Source organism: Burkholderia sp. AU15512 (genome assembly GCF_002223325.1).
Classification (GTDB): domain Bacteria; phylum Pseudomonadota; class Gammaproteobacteria; order Burkholderiales; family Burkholderiaceae; genus Burkholderia.
In genome coordinates, this window is sequence record NZ_NKEX01000003.1 from 1334552 (window position 1) to 1355438 (window position 20887).

15 protein-coding genes and 1 pseudogene are annotated in these 20887 nt (G+C 64.9%); 15 read left to right on the forward strand and 1 reads right to left on the reverse strand.

Translation table 11 applies throughout. The features are described 5' to 3' along the window. Positions 1 to 11 precede the first annotated feature (11 nt). From CFB43_RS08905 to CFB43_RS08940, 7 genes are all read left to right on the forward strand, one after another. Positions 12 to 1043 (forward strand): LacI family DNA-binding transcriptional regulator, encoded by a 1032-nt coding sequence (locus tag CFB43_RS08905; RefSeq protein WP_039358736.1) that lies wholly within the window; start codon positions 12 to 14, stop codon positions 1041 to 1043. Then, positions 1040 to 1969: a ribokinase gene (gene rbsK, locus CFB43_RS08910; RefSeq protein ID WP_089494793.1), complete on the forward strand. Its 930-nt coding sequence runs from the start codon at positions 1040 to 1042 to the stop codon at positions 1967 to 1969. The genes CFB43_RS08905 and rbsK overlap by 4 nt, the downstream gene beginning before the upstream one ends. 277 nt (positions 1970 to 2246) lie before the next feature. Then, positions 2247 to 4013: a methyl-accepting chemotaxis protein gene (locus CFB43_RS08915; protein WP_089494794.1), complete on the forward strand. Its 1767-nt coding sequence runs from the start codon at positions 2247 to 2249 to the stop codon at positions 4011 to 4013. 546 nt (positions 4014 to 4559) lie between these two features. Then, entirely contained in the window at positions 4560 to 6482 is a 1923-nt protein-coding gene (locus tag CFB43_RS08925; protein WP_011351905.1) for a PrkA family serine protein kinase, read from the forward strand. 125 nt (positions 6483 to 6607) lie between these two features. Then, a complete protein-coding gene (locus CFB43_RS08930; protein WP_089456163.1) occupies positions 6608 to 7876 on the forward strand; it encodes a YeaH/YhbH family protein in 1269 nt (422 codons plus the stop codon). Then, on the forward strand, positions 7873 to 9552 hold the full coding sequence (locus tag CFB43_RS08935; protein ID WP_089494795.1) for a SpoVR family protein: 1680 nt from the start codon (positions 7873 to 7875) through the stop codon (positions 9550 to 9552). The genes CFB43_RS08930 and CFB43_RS08935 overlap by 4 nt, the downstream gene beginning before the upstream one ends. A 236-nt stretch (positions 9553 to 9788) precedes the next feature. Continuing rightward, the gene (locus CFB43_RS08940) at positions 9789 to 11093 is read left to right on the forward strand and encodes an MFS family transporter (RefSeq protein ID WP_089494796.1); all 1305 of its coding nucleotides are present in this window, start codon (positions 9789 to 9791) and stop codon (positions 11091 to 11093) included. Positions 11094 to 11166: 73 nt separating this feature from the next. On the opposite strand, the gene CFB43_RS08945 is transcribed toward CFB43_RS08940, so the two are convergent. Beyond that, on the reverse strand, positions 11167 to 12096 hold the full coding sequence (locus tag CFB43_RS08945; RefSeq protein ID WP_089495286.1) for a LysR family transcriptional regulator: 930 nt from the start codon (positions 12094 to 12096) through the stop codon (positions 11167 to 11169). A gap of 137 nt (positions 12097 to 12233) precedes the next feature. Here CFB43_RS08945 and CFB43_RS08950 point away from each other — a divergent pair, with 137 nt between their 5' ends. The 8 genes and pseudogenes from CFB43_RS08950 to CFB43_RS08985 all read left to right on the forward strand — a co-directional run bounded on the left by CFB43_RS08950 (position 12234) and on the right by CFB43_RS08985 (position 20782). Next, entirely contained in the window at positions 12234 to 13235 is a 1002-nt protein-coding gene (locus tag CFB43_RS08950) for an agmatine deiminase family protein (protein WP_226275281.1), read from the forward strand. 46 nt (positions 13236 to 13281) lie between these two features. Next, positions 13282 to 14196: an N-carbamoylputrescine amidase gene (gene aguB, locus CFB43_RS08955; protein WP_089494798.1), complete on the forward strand. Its 915-nt coding sequence runs from the start codon at positions 13282 to 13284 to the stop codon at positions 14194 to 14196. A 10-nt stretch (positions 14197 to 14206) separates the two neighbouring features. Further along, the gene (locus CFB43_RS08960) at positions 14207 to 15319 is read left to right on the forward strand and encodes a polyamine ABC transporter substrate-binding protein (RefSeq protein WP_089494799.1); all 1113 of its coding nucleotides are present in this window, start codon (positions 14207 to 14209) and stop codon (positions 15317 to 15319) included. A gap of 76 nt (positions 15320 to 15395) precedes the next feature. Next, a complete protein-coding gene (locus CFB43_RS08965) occupies positions 15396 to 16508 on the forward strand; it encodes an agmatine deiminase family protein (protein ID WP_089494800.1) in 1113 nt (370 codons plus the stop codon). 150 nt (positions 16509 to 16658) lie between these two features. Continuing rightward, positions 16659 to 18185, forward strand: a complete 1527-nt coding sequence (locus CFB43_RS08970; protein WP_089494801.1) for an agmatine deiminase family protein — start codon at positions 16659 to 16661, stop codon at positions 18183 to 18185. A gap of 259 nt (positions 18186 to 18444) precedes the next feature. Continuing rightward, a pseudogene (locus CFB43_RS08975) lies at positions 18445 to 18726 on the forward strand (alpha/beta hydrolase); the annotation flags it as partial. A gap of 694 nt (positions 18727 to 19420) precedes the next feature. Then, positions 19421 to 19999, forward strand: coding sequence for a fimbrial protein (locus CFB43_RS08980; RefSeq protein WP_089494802.1), 579 nt, complete (start codon positions 19421 to 19423; stop codon positions 19997 to 19999). A 24-nt stretch (positions 20000 to 20023) separates the two neighbouring features. After that, on the forward strand, positions 20024 to 20782 hold the full coding sequence (locus CFB43_RS08985) for a fimbrial biogenesis chaperone (RefSeq protein ID WP_089494803.1): 759 nt from the start codon (positions 20024 to 20026) through the stop codon (positions 20780 to 20782). Positions 20783 to 20887 lie beyond the last annotated feature (105 nt).

A 20887-nucleotide genomic window follows, 5' to 3' on the forward strand; every position in this document is an offset into this window, starting at 1 on the left:
AGAAACGGGAAATGGCGACGATCAAGGATGTGGCGGCCATGGCGGGCGTGTCGTTTACGACCGTCTCGCACGTGGTGAACAATTCGCGGCCGGTGTCCGCGGATGTGCGTGCGAAGGTCGAGGGCGCAATCCGCGAGCTGAATTACGTGCCGTCGGCCGTGGCGCGCTCGCTGAAGGCGCGTGCGACGGCGACCATCGGCCTTGTCGTGCCGAACAGCACGAATCCGTACTTCGCGGAGCTAGCGCGCGGGATCGAGGATCAGTGCGCGGCCAATGGCTATTGCGTGTTCTTCTGCAACTCGGACGACGATCCCGTCAAGCAGCGCAACTACCTGCGCGTGCTGCAGGAAAAGCGTATCGACGGGCTGATCGTCGCATCGGCGGGCGAGGATGCGGTGCTCGCGCAGACGCTCGCGGATATCCACGCGCCGCTCGTCGTCGTCGACCGCAACATCGAGGGGCTCGCGGCCGACCTCGTGCAGATCGACCACGAGCGCGGTGCGTACCTGGCGACGCGTCACCTGCTCGAGCTCGGGCACGCGAAGATCGGCTGCATCACGGGGCCGACCGACACGGCGGTCAGCGCCATGCGCGTGCACGGCTTCATCCGCGCGATGGCCGAGCGCGGGGTCGACATCGTGCCGGGCGCGATCGCGGAAAGCGATTTCTCGTGCCTCGGCGGTTATCACGCGGCGTCGCGGCTGTTCGAATCGGTGCGGCCGAGCGCGATCTTCGCGGGCAACGACCTGATGGGTGTCGGCGCGCTGCGCGCGGCGGCCGAGCGCGGCATGCGCGTGCCCGACGACTGTTCGATCATCGGGTTCGACGACATCGAATTCTCCCGCTACACGTATCCGGCCCTGTCGACGGTCGGCCAGTCGGTGCGCGCGCTCGGCGAAATGGCCGCGCAGACGCTGATCGAGCGCATCGGCGGCGGCTCGACCGCCGTGCCGAGCCGCCGCCGCGTCGTGTCGCCGCGCCTCGTGCTGCGCGAATCGACGGCGGTCTACCGCGAGCCGCCGGCCTCCGGCGGTCGCGCATGACGGCGCCCACGGCAGGCACCGGCCGCGTGACGGTGGTCGGCAGCCTCAACATGGATCTCGTCGTGCGCGCGCCGCGCCTGCCGCTGCCGGGCGAAACGCTCGCCGGTCATGCGTTCGCGCAGGCGGCGGGCGGCAAGGGCGGCAACCAGGCCGTCGCGGCCGCCCGGCTCGGCGCGCAGGTCGCGATGATCGGCTGCGTCGGCGCGGATGCGCACGGCGCGGCCCTGCGCGCGGGGCTCGAAGCCGAGGGGATCGACTGTGCGGGGCTCGCGACGAGCGCGTCGGCGTCGACCGGCGTCGCGCTGATCGTCGTCGACGATGCGAGCCAGAACGCGATCGTGATCGTCGCGGGCGGCAATGGCGAGGTCACGACCGAGACGGTCGCGCGGCACGAGGCCGCACTGGCGTCGGCCGACGTGCTGATCTGCCAGCTCGAGACGCCGCCGGACGCGGTGTTCGCGGCGCTGTCGGCCGGGCGGCGGCTCGGCCGCACCGTGGTGCTCAATCCGGCCCCGGCCGTCGCACCGCTGCCGGACGGCTGGCTGCCGCTCGTCGATTACCTGATCCCGAACGAGGTCGAGGCGGCCGCGCTGACCGCGCTGCCGGTGCGCGACCCGGCGGAGGCGGAAGCCGCCGCGCGCAGGCTGCAGGCAGGCGGCGCGCGCAACGTGCTGGTCACGCTCGGCGCGCGCGGCGTGCTGGCGCTGACGGCTGATGGCGCGGCGCGGCATTATCCGGCGCCGGCCGTGCAGGCCGTCGACACGACGGCGGCCGGCGATACCTTCATCGGCGGCTTTTCCGCGCAGCTCGCGGCCGGTGCGGACGTCGATACGGCCATCCGCTTCGCGCAACGCGCCGCGGCACTGTCGGTCACGCGAGCGGGCGCGCAGCCGTCGATTCCCACGCTGGCCGAACTGGCCGAATAGGGCCTGATCAAGCATCGCGGCCGGTTCGTCGCAAACGACGGCCGGCCGCCTATCTGCGACGCGCGCCGGCAGCGGAGCGCCGCTCATCCCCTGGCTTCCAACGTGCGCTGAAACACGCATTATTCATTTAGCTGTTTGTAATAAACAGACGAATAATTCGAAAAAATAGCGGAAACACCATCAAGTTGTGCGGTGCATGGTCGTAAATGCACCAAGTGAAGCAATGCTTCGAAGCGACGGGCTGTCCCGTCCATCACGACGCAACACAGGAAGGATGATGGTGTTCAAAAACCTGACGATTCGTGCGCGCATCGGTCTCACGATGGCGTTTCTGGCGGTACTCCTCGGGGTGATCGGCGCGCTTGGCGTGTACGGCATGACGCGCGCAAACGACACGACGCGCGATGTTTTCACGAACCAGATGCCCAGCGCGGTCGACGTTTCGGTGGCCGAGATCTACGCCGCGCGCGAACGCCTGGCGCTCGACCGTGGGGCGTTGCTGGCCGGCACGCCCGACGCGGCGGCGGCTGTCGAACGAAGCCGCGCGATGCGTGCGCAGTCCGATACATGGTGGCAGAAATACCTCGCGTTGCCGCGCGGTCCGGAGGAGGACCGGCTCGCGCAGGACGTCGCCGCGAAGCGGCAGGCGTTGCAGCACGCGTGTGACGCGTTCGCAAGCGTGATCGGAGCGAATCAGGCCGACCGGATCGGCGAAGGCGCGAAGCAGCTCCAGGCGAGCTACAACGACCTCTCGGTGGCGAGCGAGGCGCTGCGCAACTTCCAGTTCACCGATGCGCAAGCCGGCTTCGACCGTGCGGAATCGGCATTCGACACGGTGCGCGTGTTGGCGATCGCCGCGCTGGTGGCCGGCCTTGCCGCCGCGGTGGTGTCGTGGCTGACGCTGAGCCGCGCGATCGGCCGTCCGATTGCCGATGCGCTCGCGCATTTCGATGCGATTGCCGCCGGCGACCTGCGCCGGCCGATCGTCGTGGATCGCCGTGACGAGATGGGCCAGCTTCTCGAAGGCCTCGGCAAGATGCAGCGCGGGCTCGTCGACACGGTGCGCACCGTGCGCGGCGGCAGCGAGTCGATCGCGACCGCGGCGCGCCAGATCGCGGCCGGTAACATCGACCTGTCGTCGCGCACCGAGGAACAGGCCGCGGCGCTGCAGGAAACCGCGTCGAGCATGGAGCAGCTGACCGGCACCGTGAAACAGAACGCGGACAATGCACGCCAGGCGAGTTCGCTGGCCGCGAACGCGTCGGAGATTGCAAACAAGGGCAATACGGTGGTCGGCCAGGTGGTCGGCACGATGGGCGAGATCAACGACAGCTCGGCGAAGATCGCCGACATCATCGCGATCATCGAGGGAATCGCGTTCCAGACCAACATTCTTGCGCTGAATGCCGCAGTCGAGGCGGCGCGGGCAGGCGAGGAAGGCCGCGGTTTCGCGGTCGTCGCGGGCGAAGTGCGCAGCCTGGCCCAGCGTTCGTCGACCGCGGCCAAGGAGATCAAGGTGCTGATCGACGCATCGGTGGAGCGCATTCGGTCGGGTTCCACGCTGGTCGACGAAGCGGGGCGCACGATGAGCGACGTGATCAGTGCGGTGCAGCGCGTGACGGACATCATGGGCGAGATCGCGGCGGCGTCCGAGGAGCAGAGCGGCGGGATCGACCAGGTGGCGCGCGCGGTCGCGCAGATGGACGAGGTCACGCAGCAGAATGCGGCGCTCGTCGAGGAAGCCGCGGCTGCCGCGCAATCGCTCGACGAACAGGCCGGGCGCCTGCGTGAAACGGCAGCGGTCTTCCAGCTCAATGAAGACGAGGCACGCCCGGGTGTCGCGGCCCCGGTTGCCGTGCGTCACGCGCCGCGTGCGGCCGCCGCAACGGTGGCGGTGTCCGTCCAGGCTGCCGCGCGCGACGAGCGCGACGCACCCCCGAAACGCGTCGCCGCACCGGCGCCGGTACGCCGGCCTGTCGCTGCTTCTGCAGCACCCGCGCAAGCGGCCGCTACCGCCGACGCGGACGATTGGGAAACCTTCTGATTCGCGCGCGCCGCGCATCTATCCCCATTTGGTGACGAATGACGCCCGCGACATGCGGGCGTCGTCGTTTCCGCGACGGAAGAAATGTGACAGGCATGAATGACGATCGTGCCGCGTCGCATGCCGGGTGAAACGTGCCTCGAAGGATGCGTGCACAGGTGGTGCGTCATGTTCCCGCATCCGTCGTACGGGTATTTCCGTAAGGGCGCTGCGAAAAAAATTTGTAACGGCGCGCGCAACGTGTCGTCGAAAACGACCGCTCGAACGTATAGGGATGAAGGGGAGAAGCGACGACGTCGGAGGTGTCCAACACACAAGACGTTCCGTTGTTCGACGAGACGCGACGGATGCAGTTTCTGCGGCTCGGGAGGTCGATTGTAAAACGACGAAATGTGTTGTCCAAGCGGTGTTGTCGAGAATGACGAACTTCATACGAAGAGTTCGTGAAAAAAAATAAGAAAGGGTTTAGGATGAATTCGAACGCGCTTGCTTCTGCGCAGTCGTACGAAGGCAGGCACGTCTTCAGACTCAGGCGAGGGAGGTAGCATGGATATTTACAGCAGCTTCGCGAACCGCTTCGAAAAAACGCGAGAGGAAGAGCTCTCGCTGGAGGAGTATCTCGCGCTCTGCAAGAACGATCCATCCGCGTACGCGACGGCTGGTGAACGCATGCTGGAAGCAATCGGGGAACCTGAACACATCGATACCCGCAACGACCCGCGCCTGTCGCGGATCTTTGCGAACAAGGTCATCAAGGTCTATCCCGCATTCCGTGAGTTCTACGGAATGGAGGAGGTGATCGAGCAGGTGGTCGCCTACTTCCGACACGCTGCGCAAGGGCTCGAAGAGAAGAAGCAGATCCTCTATCTGCTTGGCCCGGTGGGCGGCGGCAAGTCGTCGATCGCCGAGCGTCTGAAGCAACTGATGGAGCGCGTGCCGTTCTATTCGCTGAAGGGTTCGCCCGTCAACGAATCGCCGCTCGGGCTGTTCGACTACGACGAAGACGGCCCGATCCTCGAGGAACAGTACGGCATTCCGCGCCGCTACCTGAAGAACATCCTGAGTCCGTGGGCCGTCAAGCGGCTGCACGAATACAACGGCGACATCCGCCAGTTCCGCGTGGTGCGCCGTTATCCGTCGATCCTGCGGCAGGTCGGCATCGCGAAGACGGAGCCGGGTGACGAGAACAATCAGGACATCTCGTCGCTGGTCGGCAAGGTCGATATCCGCAAGCTCGAACAGTATGCGCAGGACGACGCCGACGCGTACAGCTACTCGGGCGGCCTGTGCCTGGCGAACCAGGGGCTGCTCGAGTTCGTCGAAATGTTCAAGGCGCCGATCAAGGTGTTGCACCCGCTGCTCACCGCCACGCAGGAAGGCAACTTCAAGGGCACCGAGGGCTTCGGCGCGATTCCGTTCGACGGGATCATCCTCGCGCACTCGAACGAGTCGGAGTGGAAGGCGTTCCGCAACAACCGCAACAACGAGGCACTGCTCGACCGGATCTTCGTCGTGAAGGTGCCGTACTGCCTGCGCGTGTCGGAAGAGACCAAGATCTACGAGAAGCTGATCCGGAACTCGTCGCTGGCCGAAGCCGTGTGCGCGCCGGGCACGCTGAAGATGATGTCGCAGTTCTCGGTGCTGTCGCGCCTGCACGAGCCGGAGAATTCGAGCCTGTTCTCGAAGATGCAGGTGTATGACGGCGAAAACCTGAAGGACACCGATCCGAAGGCGAAGTCGTACCAGGAATACCGCGACTACGCGGGCGTGGACGAAGGGATGACGGGCGTGTCGACACGCTTCGCGTTCAAGATCCTGTCGCGCGTGTTCAACTTCGATTCGAGCGAGGTGGCGGCCAACCCCGTGCACCTGATGTACGTGCTCGAACAGCAGATCGAACGCGAGCAGTTCCCGCCGGAAACCGAGCAGAAGTACCTGTCCTTCGTGAAGGACGTGCTCGCGTCGCGCTACGCGGAATTCATCGGCAAGGAGATCCAGACGGCGTACCTCGAGTCGTATTCGGAGTACGGCCAGAACATCTTCGACCGCTACGTCACGTATGCGGACTTCTGGATCCAGGACCAGGAATTCCGCGATCACGACACGGGCGAGAGCTTCGACCGCGCCGCGCTGAACGCGGAGCTGGAGAAGATCGAGAAGCCGGCCGGCATCAGTAATCCTAAGGATTATCGCAACGAGATCGTGAACTTCGTGTTGCGTGCGCGGGCGGCGAATGCCGGCAAGAACCCCGTGTGGACGAGCTACGAGAAGTTGCGCGTCGTGATCGAGAAGAAGATGTTCTCGAACACCGAGGAACTGTTGCCGGTGATTTCGTTCAACGCCAAGGGTTCGGCGGAGGAGCAGCGCAAGCATGAGGACTTTGTGAACCGGATGGTCGCGAAGGGCTATACGCCGAAGCAGGTGAGGCTGCTTTGCGACTGGTACCTGCGCGTGCGCAAGTCGTCATGACACGCGCGGTACCGCGCCCGTACGGCGTCGCCGTACGGGTGTTTTCAGAGACGCCGCCCGCATGACGGGAGACGGCATGTGCGGCGAGCGTCCCGGCATATCGACTTTCGAGCGGGAGACCGGGAGTGCTTCATCAAATCATCGACCGCAGGCTGGCCGGCAAGAACAAGAGTATCGCCAACCGCGAACGCTTTCTGCGTCGCGTCAAGAACTACATTCGTCGTGCCGTGTCCGACGCGGTGCGCGACCGTAGCATCAAGGATATCCAGAGCACGCAAAGCATCACGATCCCGCGCAAGGACATCGCGGAGCCGAATTTTCGGCACGCCCCTGGCGGACGTCGTGAATACGTGCACCCCGGCAACGAGGACTACGTGCGCGGCGACAAGATCCCGCGTCCGCAGGGTGGTTCCGGCGGGGGCGGCAGTCAGGCGAGCAACGAGGGCGAAGGGCAGGACGACTTCGTGTTCGAGTTGTCGCGCGACGAGTTCATGCAGTACTTCTTCGACGATCTCGAACTCCCGCGCCTCGTGAAGACGCACCTGCTGACGGTGCCGAGCTGGAAGAACGTGCGCGCGGGCTGGTCGGCGGAAGGCACGCCGAACAACATCGACGTCGTGCGTTCGCTGCGCAGCGCGCTCGGGCGTCGCATCGCGCTCGGCTCGCCGCTCGTCAACGAGTTGCGCGAACTCGAGGCGCAGCTCGAGGCGATGAAGCGCGATCCGGAAGACCGGCGCGCGGAGATCGCGGTGCTCGAGGCCGAGATCCATCACCTGAAGGGGCGCATCTGGCGGATTCCGTTCATCGATCCGTTCGACCTGCGCTACATCAACCGCGTGAAGCAGCCGCAACCGTCGAGCCAGGCCGTGATGTTCTGCCTGATGGACGTGTCGGGCTCGATGGACGAGCAGCGCAAGGATCTGTCGAAGCGCTTCTTCATCCTGCTTTACCTGTTCCTCAAGCGGAACTACGAGCGCATCGAGGTCGTGTTCATCCGTCATCACACGCGAGCCGAGGAAGTGGACGAGGACACCTTCTTCCATTCGACCGAGAGCGGCGGCACGGTGGTGTCGAGCGCGCTCGAGCTGATGCGCAAGGTGATGAACGAGCGCTACTCGCCGACCGAGTGGAACATCTACGGTGCGCAGGCGTCCGACGGCGACAACTGGACCGACGATTCGCCCAAGTGTCGCAAAATCCTGGAAGAGGATATCCTCACGAAGACGCGTTACTTCGCGTATATCCAGGTCGCGCCGGAGGAGCAGAACCTGTGGCTGGAATACGCGCAACTGGCCTTGTCTCAGCCGCACCTCGCGATGAAAAAAGTCGAATCGGCTGCCGACATCTACCCGGTGTTTCGCGAATTGTTCGAAAAGCAGGTGGAAATGTCATGACGACCCGCCATCTGCACAACGAGTCGCGCGGCTATGCGCCGCGCCCTTCCGGCGACGACACGGCCGGCCCTGCCGCATCGCAGCAACGCGGGCAGGCCGAACCACCGCCGCCGGCCGCCGACTTGCCCGGCCCAGGGCAAAAGGAAGCGCGTATGAACGTTGCCGAACGCAAGCCGCTGCCGTGCCCGTCCGACTGGACGTTCGAACTGCTCGAGGAATACGACACGCACATCTCGCAGGTTGCCGAACAATACGAGCTCGATATCTACCCGATCCAGCTCGAACTGATCAGCGCGGAGCAGATGATGGACGCGTATGCATCGGTCGGGATGCCCGTCAACTACCGTCACTGGTCGTTCGGCAAGCATTTCCTGTCGACCGAGAAGAGCTACCGTCGCGGCCAGATGGGGCTCGCATATGAAATCGTCATCAACTCGAACCCGTGCATCGCGTACCTGATGGAAGAGAACACGATGACGATGCAGGCGCTCGTCATCGCGCACGCGGCGTACGGGCACAACTCGTTCTTCAAGGGCAATTACCTGTTCCGGCTGTGGACCGACGCGCACGCGATCATCGACTATCTCGTGTACGCGAAGAACTACGTCGCGGAATGCGAGGAGCGCTACGGCCTCGATCGCGTCGAGGAACTGCTCGATTCGTGCCATGCGCTGATGAACTACGGCGTCGACCGCTACAAGCGGCCGCAGAAGCCTTCGCTGTCGAAGGAAGCCGCGCTGCGGCGCGAGCGCGAGGCGTACCTGCAATCGCAGGTGAACGAACTGTGGCGCACGCTGCCGGGCAAGAAGCCCGAGCTGATGGAAGAGCAGGAAGACCGCTATCCGCCCGAGCCGCAGGAGAACCTGCTGTATTTCGCGGAGAAGAATGCGCCGCTGCTCGAACCGTGGGAGCGGGAAGTGATCCGCATCGTGCGCAAGATCGGCCAGTATTTCTACCCGCAGCGGCAGACGCAGGTGATGAACGAAGGCTGGGCGACGTTCTGGCACTACACGCTGCTGAACACGCTGTACAACCAGGGGAAGCTGGAAGACAGCTTCATGATGGAATTCCTGCACTCGCACAGCAACGTGGTCTACCAGCCGCCCGTCACGAAGCCGTACTACAGCGGGATCAACCCGTATGCACTCGGCTTCTCGATGATGAGCGACATCCGGCGGATCTGCGAAGCGCCGACGGAAGAGGACTACAAGTGGTTTCCGGAGATCGCGGGCACCCCGTGGCTGCCGGCGATGCACTACGCGATGCGCAACTTCAAGGACGAGAGCTTCATCGCGCAGTACCTGTCGCCGAGCCTGATCCGCGACATGCGGCTCTTCTCGGTGCTCGACGACGACATGCGCGATTCGCTCGAGGTGTCGGCGATCCACGACGATTCGGGCTACCAGTACGTGCGGCAGGCGCTGTCGCGGCAGTACGACATCCATCACCGCGAGCCGAACATCCAGGTGTGGGCGGTGAATACACGCGGGGATCGCAGTCTCACGCTGCGCCACTTCATGACCGACAACCGCCACCTGTCGAACGACAGCGACGAGGTGCTCAAGCACATGGCGCGGCTGTGGCAATTCGACGTGTTCCTGGAAAGCGTCGACGAGGCCGGCACCGTGCGCAAGCGCTACGAGTGCCGCTACGTGCCGCCGGAGGTGCGGATCTGAACGTGTTGCCTGCGGAATGTTTGCATCGGACGCCAGCCTTGCGGCTGGCGTTTTCATATGACGAACGCGTGGTGGGAGAAAAATTTTCTACATCCGGACGAACCCGGAGAGCCCGTTACTTTACATTTCGCTAAAATCCCGTAGCGCCGTGCGCCGGAACCGGTGCCACGTACGATCGCACGCGGCGGCCCCCAGCCGTCTCGCCCAGAAAGCACTAAAAAGGAACTGACCCATCCATGGACGTCCAGACCGACCAAGCTGCGCTGTCCGCGCATGACACCCGGCGGCGCGTGTTCGCCATCGTCGGCGCCTCGTCGGGCAACCTCGTCGAGTGGTTCGACTTCTACATCTACTCGTTCTGCGCGCTGTACTTCGCACCGGCGTTCTTCCCGAGCGGCAACACGACGACGCAGCTGCTGAACACGGCCGGTGTGTTCGCGGCCGGCTTCCTGATGCGTCCGATCGGCGGCTGGCTGTTCGGCCGCATCGCCGACCGCCACGGCCGCCGCAACGCGATGATGATCTCGGTGCTGATGATGTGCGGCGGCTCGCTCGTGATCGCGGTGCTGCCGACCTATGCGCAGATCGGCGCACTCGCGCCGGCGCTGCTGCTGGTCGCGCGGCTGTTCCAGGGGCTGTCGGTGGGCGGCGAATACGGCACGAGCGCGACCTACATGAGCGAGGTGGCGCTGAAGGGCCGTCGCGGCTTCTTCGCGTCGTTCCAGTACGTGACGCTGATCGGCGGCCAGCTGTGCGCGCTGCTCGTGCTCGTGATCCTGCAGCAGACGCTGTCGGCCGATGAACTGAAGGCGTGGGGCTGGCGCATTCCGTTCGTGGTCGGCGCGGCGGCCGCGCTGATCTCGCTGTACCTGCGCAAGTCGCTCGATGAAACGTCGACGACCGCATCGCGCGACAAGAAAGACGCGGGCACGATCCGCGGCGTGTGGCAGCACAAGGGCGCGTTCTTCACGGTGGTCGGCTTCACGGCCGGCGGCTCGCTGATCTTCTACACGTTCACGACGTACATGCAGAAGTACCTCGTGAACACGGCCGGCATGCATGCGAAGACGGCCAGCAACGTGATGACCGTCGCGCTGCTCGTCTACATGCTGATGCAGCCGGTGTTCGGCGCGCTGTCCGACAAGATCGGCCGCCGCACGTCGATGATCCTGTTCGGTTCGTTCGCGGTGATCGGCACGGTGCCGCTGATGCATGCGCTGAAAGACGTGACGAGCCCGGTGGCCGCATTCGTGCTGATCACCGTCGCGCTCGCGATCGTCAGCTTCTACACGTCGATCAGCGGGCTGATCAAGGCCGAGATGTTCCCGCCGGAAGTGCGCGCGATGGGCGTCGGCCTGTCGTACGCGGTCGCGAACGCGATCTTCGGCGGTTCCGCCGAGTACGTCGCGCTGTGGTTCAAGTCGATCGGCAGCGAGGAAACCTTCTACTGGTACGTGACCGTGTTGTGCGCGATTTCGCTGCTCGTGTCGTGGCGGATGCGCGATCCGAGCAAGGAGGGGTATCTGCGTCACGAGCCGTGATCGGCTGCGCATGTGCATTTGAAGGTCGACAGACGTCCCGCCATCCGGCGGGACTTTTTTTTGCGGCGTGCGATTACGCGGGCGGAGGCGTCGCGTGGTCGGGCGCCGGATCGGATGCGCTCGACCGGCTGCCTTGCTCGACCAGCCATTCGAACATCCGCTCGACGATCGGCGAGCGCGACGGGCCTTCCATGCGCGACAGCCACCACGTGGTGCCGGGCAGGCGCGGGTAATCGGCGAGCACGGTCAGCGTGCGCTGGTCGATGCCCGCCTGCGCGACGAGGCGCGGCAGGCACGCGATGCCGCGGCCGCGCAGCACGGCGTCCAGCACGAGCCGCTGGTCGTCGTAGATCGCATGCATCCGGAACGCCGACAGCCGCTCGCGGAATACGGTCGCCAGGCGCTCGTCGGTCAGGCTGGCTTCGAGACAGATGACGCCCGCGTGCCGCGGGTGCGCGTCGCGCGGCACGCGTTCGAGTTGTTCCGCCAGCGGCGTCGCGCACACCGTCACCCATTCGTCGCGCATGAACGGGATATCGAGCAGGCCGGGCTGCAGCATCGGCCGCGTGCCGATCGTCATGTCGACGTCGATCTCGTCGACGTAGCGCGCGGTTTCGTCGGTCGACAGCAGCGGGCACAGGTCGGGCAGCGCCTGCTGCAACTGCTCGAGGCGCGGCTGCAGCCAACCATGCAGCAACGGCGCGGGACACACGAGCACGACGAGCCCCGGGTTCAGGTAGGTCGCGATGCGGTCGAGGCCGCCGCGCAACGTGTCCATCGCGCGCTGCACGCTGCGCTGCAGGACCTCGCCGGCGATGGTCAGTTCGACGCCGCGGCCGCGCCGGCGGAACAGCGGCTGCCCGAGTTGCGCTTCGAGCTGCTGGATCTGATGGCTGATCGCCGATTGCGACAGGTGCAGCTCGTCGGCCGCGCGCGAGAAATTACCCAATCGGGCCGCGGCTTCGAAGCCGGTCAGCAGTTTAAGGGACGGAACGCGTTGCATCGAGATATGAGGCAGATTGATTGATTTGGCCAATAAATATCAATATTCATCAAGTTTAACCTGACGCACAATCGGCCATCAATCACAACGGAGGCTGAACGATGGGTCGCTTTGATGCTCGCCAGCGCGGTTACCGGATGCCCGCGGAATGGGAATCCATGGACGCCACGTGGCTCGGATGGCCGGTTCTCCACGATCGCGAGGATCTGTGGGGGAGCCACTATGCGCAGGTGTGCCGCGAATTCGCGCTGGTTGCGCGGACGATCGCCCGCTACCAGCGCTGCGTGGTGGCCGCGCACTACAGCCAGGCCGACGCCGCGCGCGAGATGGTCGGCGCGAGCGTCGACGTGCTGCCGGTCGCGGCCGAGGACAACTGGCTGCGCGACTGCGGGCCGGTCTTCCTGGTGAGCGAACAGCGCAGGCTCGGCGCGGCCGTGTTCCGCTTCAACTGCTGGGGCGAGAAATACCAGCCGTACGACGGCTGCCAGCAGGCCGGGCAGGACATCGCCCGCGCGGCCGGCGCGGAGATCTTCAATTCACACCTGGTGCTGGAGGGCGGCGCGTTCTATGTCGACGGGCAGGGCACGCTGGTCACCACCGAGAGCTGCCTGCTGCATCCGAATCGCAATCCGCACCTGAGCCGCGCGGAGATCGAGGCGGAGCTGCGCCGGATGCTGGGCGTCGAGAAGATCATCTGGCTGCCGGGCAATCCCGATGAAGTGGAGACGAACGGGCACGTGGACGGCATCGCGTCGTTCATCGCACCCGGCCGGATGCTGTGCCAGACCGCGCTGCCGGAGCAGGGCGACTATTTTCACGTGATGCGGGAAAACCGTCGCGCGCTGGAGCGGGCGACCGATGCGGCGGGGCGTCGCTTCGAGCTGCTCGACCTGCCGTCGCCGATCGTCACCGAACGCTTCGGCTCCGAGCGCTACTGCGATTGCTACGCGAACTACATTCTGGTGAACGGCGCGGTGATCGTGTCCGCGTTCGGCGTCGAGCAGGATCAGGCGGCGCGCGAGGCATTCGGCCGCGCGTTTCCCGGGCGTAACGTGGAGATGCTGCCGATCCCGACGTTGTCGATCGGCGGGGGCAGCATCCACTGCTCGACGCAGCAGCAGCCGTCCGTCGCGCACTGAGCGGCGTTTCGTCAGCGGTTTCCGGTTCGACCGAGGAGCAATCGCAATGCCGTCCAAACACATCACCGTCGCCGCCGTCCAAATGGCGTCGGGCAGCTGGAATCTCGAAGACAACATGGCCACCGCGGAGCGCCTGATCCGCGCGGCGGCCGCACAGGGCGCGAATCTCGTGCTGTGCCCGGAGCTGTTCGCGATGCCGTACTTCTGCCTCGACCAGAACGTGCGTCATCTAGAACTCGCGCAGCCGTTCGAAGGCAACGCACAGATCGCCCGTTTCGCGGCGCTGGCCGGCGAGCTCGGCATCGTGCTGCCGATCGGCTTCTTCGAGCGCGCGGGCAATGCCGCGTACAACTCGGTCGCCGTCGCGGACGCGGATGGTCGCGTGCTCGGCGTCTATCGCAAGACGCATATCCCGGACGGGCCGGGTTATACGGAGAAGTTCTATTTCACGCCGGGCGACACCGGCTTCAAGGTGTGGGACACGCGCTTCGGCCGGATCGGCATCGGCATCTGCTGGGACCAGTGGTACCCGGAGACCGCGCGCAGCCTCGCGCTGATGGGCGCCGAGATCCTGTGCTTTCCGACCATCATCGGCTCGGAGCCGTTCAGCAGTGCGTTCGATTCGTCCGGCCACTGGCAGCGCACGATGCAGGGCCACGCGGCCGCCAACATGGTGCCGGTCGTGGCCGCGAACCGGATCGGCCGCGAAGTGGGCTTCGGCAACGGCAATCCGGCGCAGCAGGGGCTCACCGGCGTGTTCTACGGGTCGAGTTTCATCGCGGATCACACCGGCGAGAAGCGGGCCGAGGCGAACCGCACCGATGAAGCCGTGCTCGTGCACACGTTCGATCTCGACGCGATCCGCGCCGACCGGCAATCGTGGGGCTTTTTCCGCGATCGCCGCCCGGAGATGTACCGCACGTTGCTGACCAGCGACGGCGTGTCGTCGTGTTATCGATGAGGGAGGCCCGATGAAACGGAAAGGAGGGTTGCGCTTCGCGGTGCCGGGCCTCGCACTGTGCGTGCTGGCCGGCACGGCCCGCGCCGACGAAGAGAAGGTGCTGAACCTGTACAACTGGAGCAATTACTTCGCGCCGGATACGCTGGCCGGCTTCGAGAAGGAAACCGGCATCAAGGTGCGCTACGACGCGTATGACAGCGACGAGACGCTGCAGTCGAAGCTGCTGACCGGCAACAGCGGCTACGACCTCGTGTGGCCGACCAACGACTTCATGGCCAAGCAGATCCAGGCCGGCGTGTTTCGCAAGCTCGACAGGAACCGGCTGCCGAACCTGAAGTATCTCGATCCGTCGCTGCTGAAGCAGATGGCGCAATCCGATCCGGGCAACCAGTACGGCGTGCCGTACATGTGGGGCACCGTGGGCGTCGGCTACGACCGCGCCAGGGTGCGCGCGATCCTCGGCAAGGACATGCCGGCCGACAGCCTCGACCTGCTGTTCAGGCCGGAGATCGCGGCGCGCGTCGCCGCGAAGTGCGGGCTGGGCCTGCAGGATTCCGCGAGCACCGTGCTGCCGCTGGCGCTGCGCTATGTCGGCCGCGATCCGATGCACCCGTCCGCGCAGGACTATGCGGCCGCGCAGGCGATGCTGATGAAGATCCGGCCGTTCATCCGCGAGTTCGTCAATTCGTCCGATGCCAACGAGCTGATCGACGGCGAGCTGTGCGTGACGGTCGGCTTCTCCGGCGCGATCAACCTGGCCGCGCAGAAGGCGAAGGCGCGCGATCCGAAACGCGACGTGGTGTACGCCATTCCGCGGATCGGCACCCTGATGTGGTTCGACGCGATGGTCATTCCGGCGTCCGCGAAGCATCCGGACAACGCGCATGCGTTCATCAACTACATCCTGCGTCCGGACGTGATCGCGAAGATCTCGAATTCGACGCGCTATGCGAATGCGAACCAGGGCGCGCTGAAGCTGATGGACCCGGCGCTGGTACGCGATCCGGGCATCTATCCGGACGAGGCGACGCGGCGTACGTTGTTCACGCCGATCGCCGAATCGCCGGCCGCGATGCGTCTGGAAGGCCGGACCTGGCTCGGCTTCAAGACGGCGCGGCCGTGACCGCGCATCATGAAGCCGCCGAACGATTGAAACCACCGAAGCAAACGAAGCAATCGGCAAGCGAAAGAGGAATGCCATGACGACGAGACGTCAACTGTTGAAACGCGGCCTGTCCGTATCGGGGGCGGCGCTCGCCGCCGGCGCGCTGGGCGGGTTGCTCGGCCGCGCCGCGCACGCGCAGCAGGGCGCAACCTGGCACATGCCGGACGAGGGCGCGCCGCATACGGCGACCTGGATGGCATTCGGCCCGAGCGAGGACATCTGGGGCGCGCGGCTGTTGCCCGTTGCGCGCGCGAACCTGGCCGCGATCGCGAAGGCGATCGCCGCGCACGAGCCGCTCAAGATGCTGGTGCGCGAGCAGGACTATGCGATCGCATCGCGGCTGTGCGGATCATCGGTCGAGCTCGTCCAGCACCCGGTCGACGATCTGTGGATGCGCGACACGGGGCCCGTGTTCGTGAAGAACGCGTCGGGCCAGCTCGGCGGCGTGAGCTTCAATTTCAACGGCTGGGGCAACAAGCAGGAGCACGACCAGGACGCGGAAGTCGCGCCGTTCGTGGCGGAGCGCGCCGGTGCGCGGCTGCTCGACACGAGGCTGGTGCTCGAAGGCGGCGGCATCGAGGTAGACGGCGAGGGCACGGCGATCATCACGCGCAGCTGCGTGCTCAACCGGAACCGCAATCCGGGCGTCAGCCAGGCACAGTGCGAGGCGGAGCTGAGCCGGCTGCTCGGCCTGAGGAAGATCATCTGGTTGCCGGGCATCGCGGGCAAGGACATCACCGACGGACATACCGACTTCTATGCGCGCTTCACGAGCCCGGGTGTGGTGGTGGCCGGGCTCGATACCGATCCGTCTTCATACGACCACGCGGTGACGCGGCAGCATCTGGAGATCCTGCGGAAAGCCACCGATGCAAAGGGCCGCCCGTTGAAAGTCGTCGTGCTGCCGGGGCCGAAGTCCGTCCGGCATCAATACGAGAACGATGAGTTCGCGGCCGGCTACATCAACTTCTACGTTTGCAATCGTGCGGTGATCGCGCCGGCGTTCGGCGACAGCCGCGCCGACCGCAATACGCGCGACACGCTCGTCGACCTGTTTCCGGGGCGCGAGATCATCCAGCTGAACATCGACGGCATTGCCGCGGGCGGCGGCGGCATCCACTGCACGACGCAACAGCAGCCGGCCTGAGCGCGGCCGCGGGCCGGCATGCGTGACCGGCCCGTACGACCGTAGCAGGCAGCCATTCATTCCGGACTACTGAAAACAATGCGGAGTCCGTCTTGCGAGACGGAAGCCGGCGTGCACGCGTGCGCGCCGACCGCACAAGGGAGTTGAAACATGATGAAACGACGTACCCATGCGAACACCGGTGAGCGCATGCAGCGCACAGCCGATAACGGCCGGCGCGGCTTTATCCGGTATTCGGCCGCCTTTCTCGGCGTGCCGCTGCTGGGCAGCCTGACCGCTTGCGGTGGCAGCGGCGATGGTGCATCCGGCGCGGCTTCCACATCGCCAGGCACGACATCTGGCACGACGCCGTCGACGCGGCAGGTCAAGTACCGGCTGCCGGCCGAAGATGCGCCGCATGCGTCGACCTACATGGCATTCGCGTCCGGCGCGGATGGCATCTGGATGCCCGTCACGCCGCAAAGCACGGATGCCGGCATCGAGCGCGTGCGGGCCGACCTGATGGACGTCGCGAAAGCGATCGGCGCGACCGAACCGGTCGACATGCTGGTGCTGCCGGCCGATCTCGACGCGGCCGGCGCGCTGCTCGCGACCGCGAGCGTCGCGAACCCCGACCTGCACGCGCGCTATGCGGCCCGCGCCGCGGGAGCCGGCGGGATCAACCTCGTGCCGCTCGCCGACGGCTTCAACGATTTCTGGGTGCGCGACACGGGGTGCCTGTTCGTCAGGGATACGACGAACGGCGATGCGCTGAATGCGGTCGGCTTCAATTTCAACGGCTGGGGCAATGCGAACACCGATGGCGCCGGCATGAGCCCGGGCGCGACGGTCCCGCCGGAAGTCGCGGCCGCGAGCAACCGGTCGAAGGCGGGCAAGTTCTTCCAGCCGTTCAGCCGCGACAACGCGGTGGCGGGCTGGATGGCGCAGCGGAAAGGCGCGAGCCTGATCCGCAGCACGCTGACGCTCGAAGGCGGCGCGATCGAATTCGACGGCGATGCGACGGCGATCCTCACCGAATCGTCCGTGCTGCACGTGAACCGGAATCCGCAGCTGTTCGACATCCCGAACGGCGTGATCGCGAATGCGACGCTGCTGCCGACGGCGAAAGACACGGTGCTCGCCGAACTGCAGCGCACGCTCGGCGTGCGGAAGATCATCTGGCTGCCTGGTACGGCGACCTATCCGCGTGGCAGCGGCGTGGGCGGTGCCGGCGGCGCGGCGACCCCGGCCGGCGAGACCGACATCACCAACGGGCACGTCGATTTCTACGCGCGCTTTCTCGCGCCCGGCGTGGTCGCGTGTTGTTACGACGTGTCGAACTCGACCGGCGAGCGCGCGTTGACGGACGCGAACCGGCAACGGCTTGCCGGCCAGACCGATGCGAATGGCCGACCGCTGCAGATCGTCGAGCTGGTGCCGCCGGTCAATTTCGGCACGTCGGCCGGCACCCGCCTGACCGACCGGCAGATGACGAATTTCGCGGCCGGCTACATCAATTTCTACGCCTGCAACGGTGCGATCGTGATGCCGAAGTTCAATGACGCGGCCGCCGACGCGGCCGCGGTCGCCGCGATCCGGCCGTATGCGGGGAACCGGGCGATCGTGCAGGTCGACATCCTCGGCATCGCGTCGGGCGGCGGCGGCATCCACTGCTCGACGCGGGAGGTGCCGGCGTGAGCGAATCCCGTCATATCGATATTGAAATCGATTCGTTGTCCATGACGGGCGAATTCCTTAATCTGGGCCTGTAGTTCGTGTGACACCTCCTTGACTGGGATTCGCGCCCGCTGCTTGCAGCGGGCGTCTTTTTTGATGCGCTGCGTCTCATGCCGGTCGCGGCGGGGTCGGTCGCGCACGGCGGCTCGCCTATGCCGGCTGCTGCATGTCCGCATGATGACCCGGATCGGCCGGGCCGGTGGCGGTTCGATGACTTGCCATGTCAAGGAGAGAAGCGCTCGTGATGGCCGTCACGCGGAAGACGCCGGTGGCGAGCACGTTCGCGGACACCATTCACGCGCCGGCCTGGCGCGTGAAGCCGTCGTGGTACCCGATCTCGAGCGACGACCGGATGATCGCGCCGGAGAACCAGCCGCGGATGTCGGCGCGGATGGACGCGCGCAAGGTCATCACGCTCGATGCAAGCCATGCGTCGCTCACGTCGAAACCGGTTGCGGTCGCAGCGTTGATCGACGAGGCGGCGGCCGCGCTCGCCGGGTGATGTAGCAGGGCACGGCGCGGTGCCGCGCTCCGGGCCGGTGCGGCAACGCACATCTCGTCGCGAAGCGACGGGTCCCACTCCTTCCATACGCCAACAGGTTCCTGCCCGCCAGTGGTGCCGCATGCAGCCGGTTCGTGTGCGATCTGACTGCATGCGACCTCGGTGAAATGCGACGCCGCGACGGGATTTCGATTTCGAAAACCCGATCGACACGTCGACTCTCGATCTTGCGCAACTTACTCATGCTGGAGAGTGGGGATTTGACTTTTCTTATTTTGAAATTTTGAGAAATGGAAAATTCTCAAGATTTTCCAGTTAAAGTCACATTGTTTTGATTATTTATTCAATCAAATTGATTGTTATTTCTTATGTCGACGTGCGATATCGCATTGTCAGTGGCGCATGCGCGATACGTTGCAGCCGCAAGCAGCGCCGCAGTGAGTTGCCTGCCACAATCATCGCCGCGAGACAAGGCGCTCGAATGGCTAAATGGAATTCATATTTCTTACTCGTACTATTTGAGGAAAATTTCCGGGCAAATAGAATTGCGATGTCGTCGTTTTTCGAGGATAAAAATTCATTTATTCGAGATGGCGCGATGCGATCTGTATTTCGGGATTTCAAGTCCCATGGAAACTCCTGAGCCGGTCGGAATGTTTCGAGAAAAACCATCCATTTGAGAGGAATTCCAAAGATGAAAATGAACTTGCTTCGGGGTTGCGTTGCAGCAGGCATCGCCAGCGCCGCGCTGGTACCGTCGCTTGCCCACGCGTTCGACGGTGAGCTGGCCTTCTACGGCAGCATCTCCGACGTCACCTGCAACGTCAACGGCCAGGCACCTGGCTCCAGCAATCGGCAAGAGGTGCAACTTGGCGATCGCGTCGACCCGGCCATGTTCGACGCGATCGGCAAGACGTCGAATGACGTCGAGTTCAGTGTGAAGATTGGCGGCAATACGGGCTGTACTAACGGCACGAAGGTCGTGATGGAATTCGATCCGGTGTCGGTCAACATCAACCCGTCGACCGGCAACCTGAAGCTCATCGGCACCAAACCGGCGGAGGGCATCGAAATCCAGATCAAGGACGCGGGTAACACCAAGAACGGCAAGATCATGCTCGGCACGCCGCAGACCGACCCGCAGATCGCGACCGTCGAGAACAACACCGCGACCCTGACCTACAAGGCGGCATACGTGTCGACGGCCTTGCCGGCTGGCATCAAGGCAGGTTCCGGCAACTCGTTCATCCGGTACGTGCTCGCTTACCACTGATCGGTCCCATTCCCGTTACACGTCATGACATTGTCAATTCGGATTCCTTATTCAAGAGTCGTGGCCGGTGTCGTGGCGTGGGCTGCCTGCGCCACGCTGGCGCAGGCAGCCCTACTGTTGAACGGTACCCGGGTGATCTTTCCCGAGCGTGCCCGCGACGTGACGGTCCGAATGGAAAATTCCGGCACGCAACCGGTCCTCGCCCAGAGCTGGATCGACGACGGTCGCGCCGACGTTCCGCCCGAGCAGATGCGTACGCCGTTTGTCGTTGCACCTGCTCTGGTGCGCGTCGAAGCGGGGCGGGGCGCGGTGTTGCGCATCACGAACATGCAGGCGTCGCTGCCGTCCGACCGTGAATCGGTGTTCTGGCTGAATGTGCTCGAGGTGCCGACGGTGCAGCAAGACGCGGACAACCAGTTGCGCTTCGCGTTCAGAACCCGCATCAAATTGTTCTACCGGCCCTCGGCGCTCGAGAACGACGTCGACATGGCGCAGGACGCGCTGGTCTGGAGAGCGTCTGCCGATGCGCAGCGCGCGGGCGGACGACGGATCACGCTCGAGGTGTCGAACCCGACGCCGTACTACGTGTCGTTCGGGATGGTCGAGGCCGAGGTCGGCGGCACCTTCGTCGAAGCTGGTGGCGGGATGGTCGCGCCGTTCGGTACCCAACGCTTTCCGCTTCCGGGTGTCTTCACGCAGTCGCATCGCGCGAGGGCCGTGCGCTATATGGCCATCGACGATTACGGCGGACGCAGCACGATAACCAAAAAACTGACCGACTGAGCAGTTTTTCCACGCAACGCATCCATCCAGAAGGCACCACCCGGCATGCCGATCCCGATGTATTGGATCGGTATGCGAAATAACTGTAACAACATGCGCAGTTCA

Bases quoted from the DNA above. Each gene is read 5' to 3' on its own strand.
- CFB43_RS08905 (WP_039358736.1), top strand. From the start codon at position 12: ATGGCGACGATCAAGGATGTGGCGGCCATGGCGGGCGTGTCGTTTACG.
- rbsK (WP_089494793.1), top strand. From the start codon at position 1,040: ATGACGGCGCCCACGGCAGGCACCGGCCGCGTGACGGTGGTCGGCAGC.
- CFB43_RS08915 (WP_089494794.1), top strand. From the start codon at position 2,247: ATGGTGTTCAAAAACCTGACGATTCGTGCGCGCATCGGTCTCACGATG.
- CFB43_RS08925 (WP_011351905.1), top strand. From the start codon at position 4,560: ATGGATATTTACAGCAGCTTCGCGAACCGCTTCGAAAAAACGCGAGAG.
- CFB43_RS08935 (WP_089494795.1), top strand. From the start codon at position 7,873: ATGACGACCCGCCATCTGCACAACGAGTCGCGCGGCTATGCGCCGCGC.
- CFB43_RS08940 (WP_089494796.1), top strand. From the start codon at position 9,789: ATGGACGTCCAGACCGACCAAGCTGCGCTGTCCGCGCATGACACCCGG.
- CFB43_RS08945 (WP_089495286.1), bottom strand. From the start codon at position 12,096: ATGCAACGCGTTCCGTCCCTTAAACTGCTGACCGGCTTCGAAGCCGCG.
- CFB43_RS08950 (WP_226275281.1), top strand. From the start codon at position 12,234: ATGCCCGCGGAATGGGAATCCATGGACGCCACGTGGCTCGGATGGCCG.
- aguB (WP_089494798.1), top strand. From the start codon at position 13,282: ATGCCGTCCAAACACATCACCGTCGCCGCCGTCCAAATGGCGTCGGGC.
- CFB43_RS08960 (WP_089494799.1), top strand. From the start codon at position 14,207: ATGAAACGGAAAGGAGGGTTGCGCTTCGCGGTGCCGGGCCTCGCACTG.
- CFB43_RS08965 (WP_089494800.1), top strand. From the start codon at position 15,396: ATGACGACGAGACGTCAACTGTTGAAACGCGGCCTGTCCGTATCGGGG.
- CFB43_RS08970 (WP_089494801.1), top strand. From the start codon at position 16,659: ATGATGAAACGACGTACCCATGCGAACACCGGTGAGCGCATGCAGCGC.
- CFB43_RS08980 (WP_089494802.1), top strand. From the start codon at position 19,421: ATGAAAATGAACTTGCTTCGGGGTTGCGTTGCAGCAGGCATCGCCAGC.
- CFB43_RS08985 (WP_089494803.1), top strand. From the start codon at position 20,024: ATGACATTGTCAATTCGGATTCCTTATTCAAGAGTCGTGGCCGGTGTC.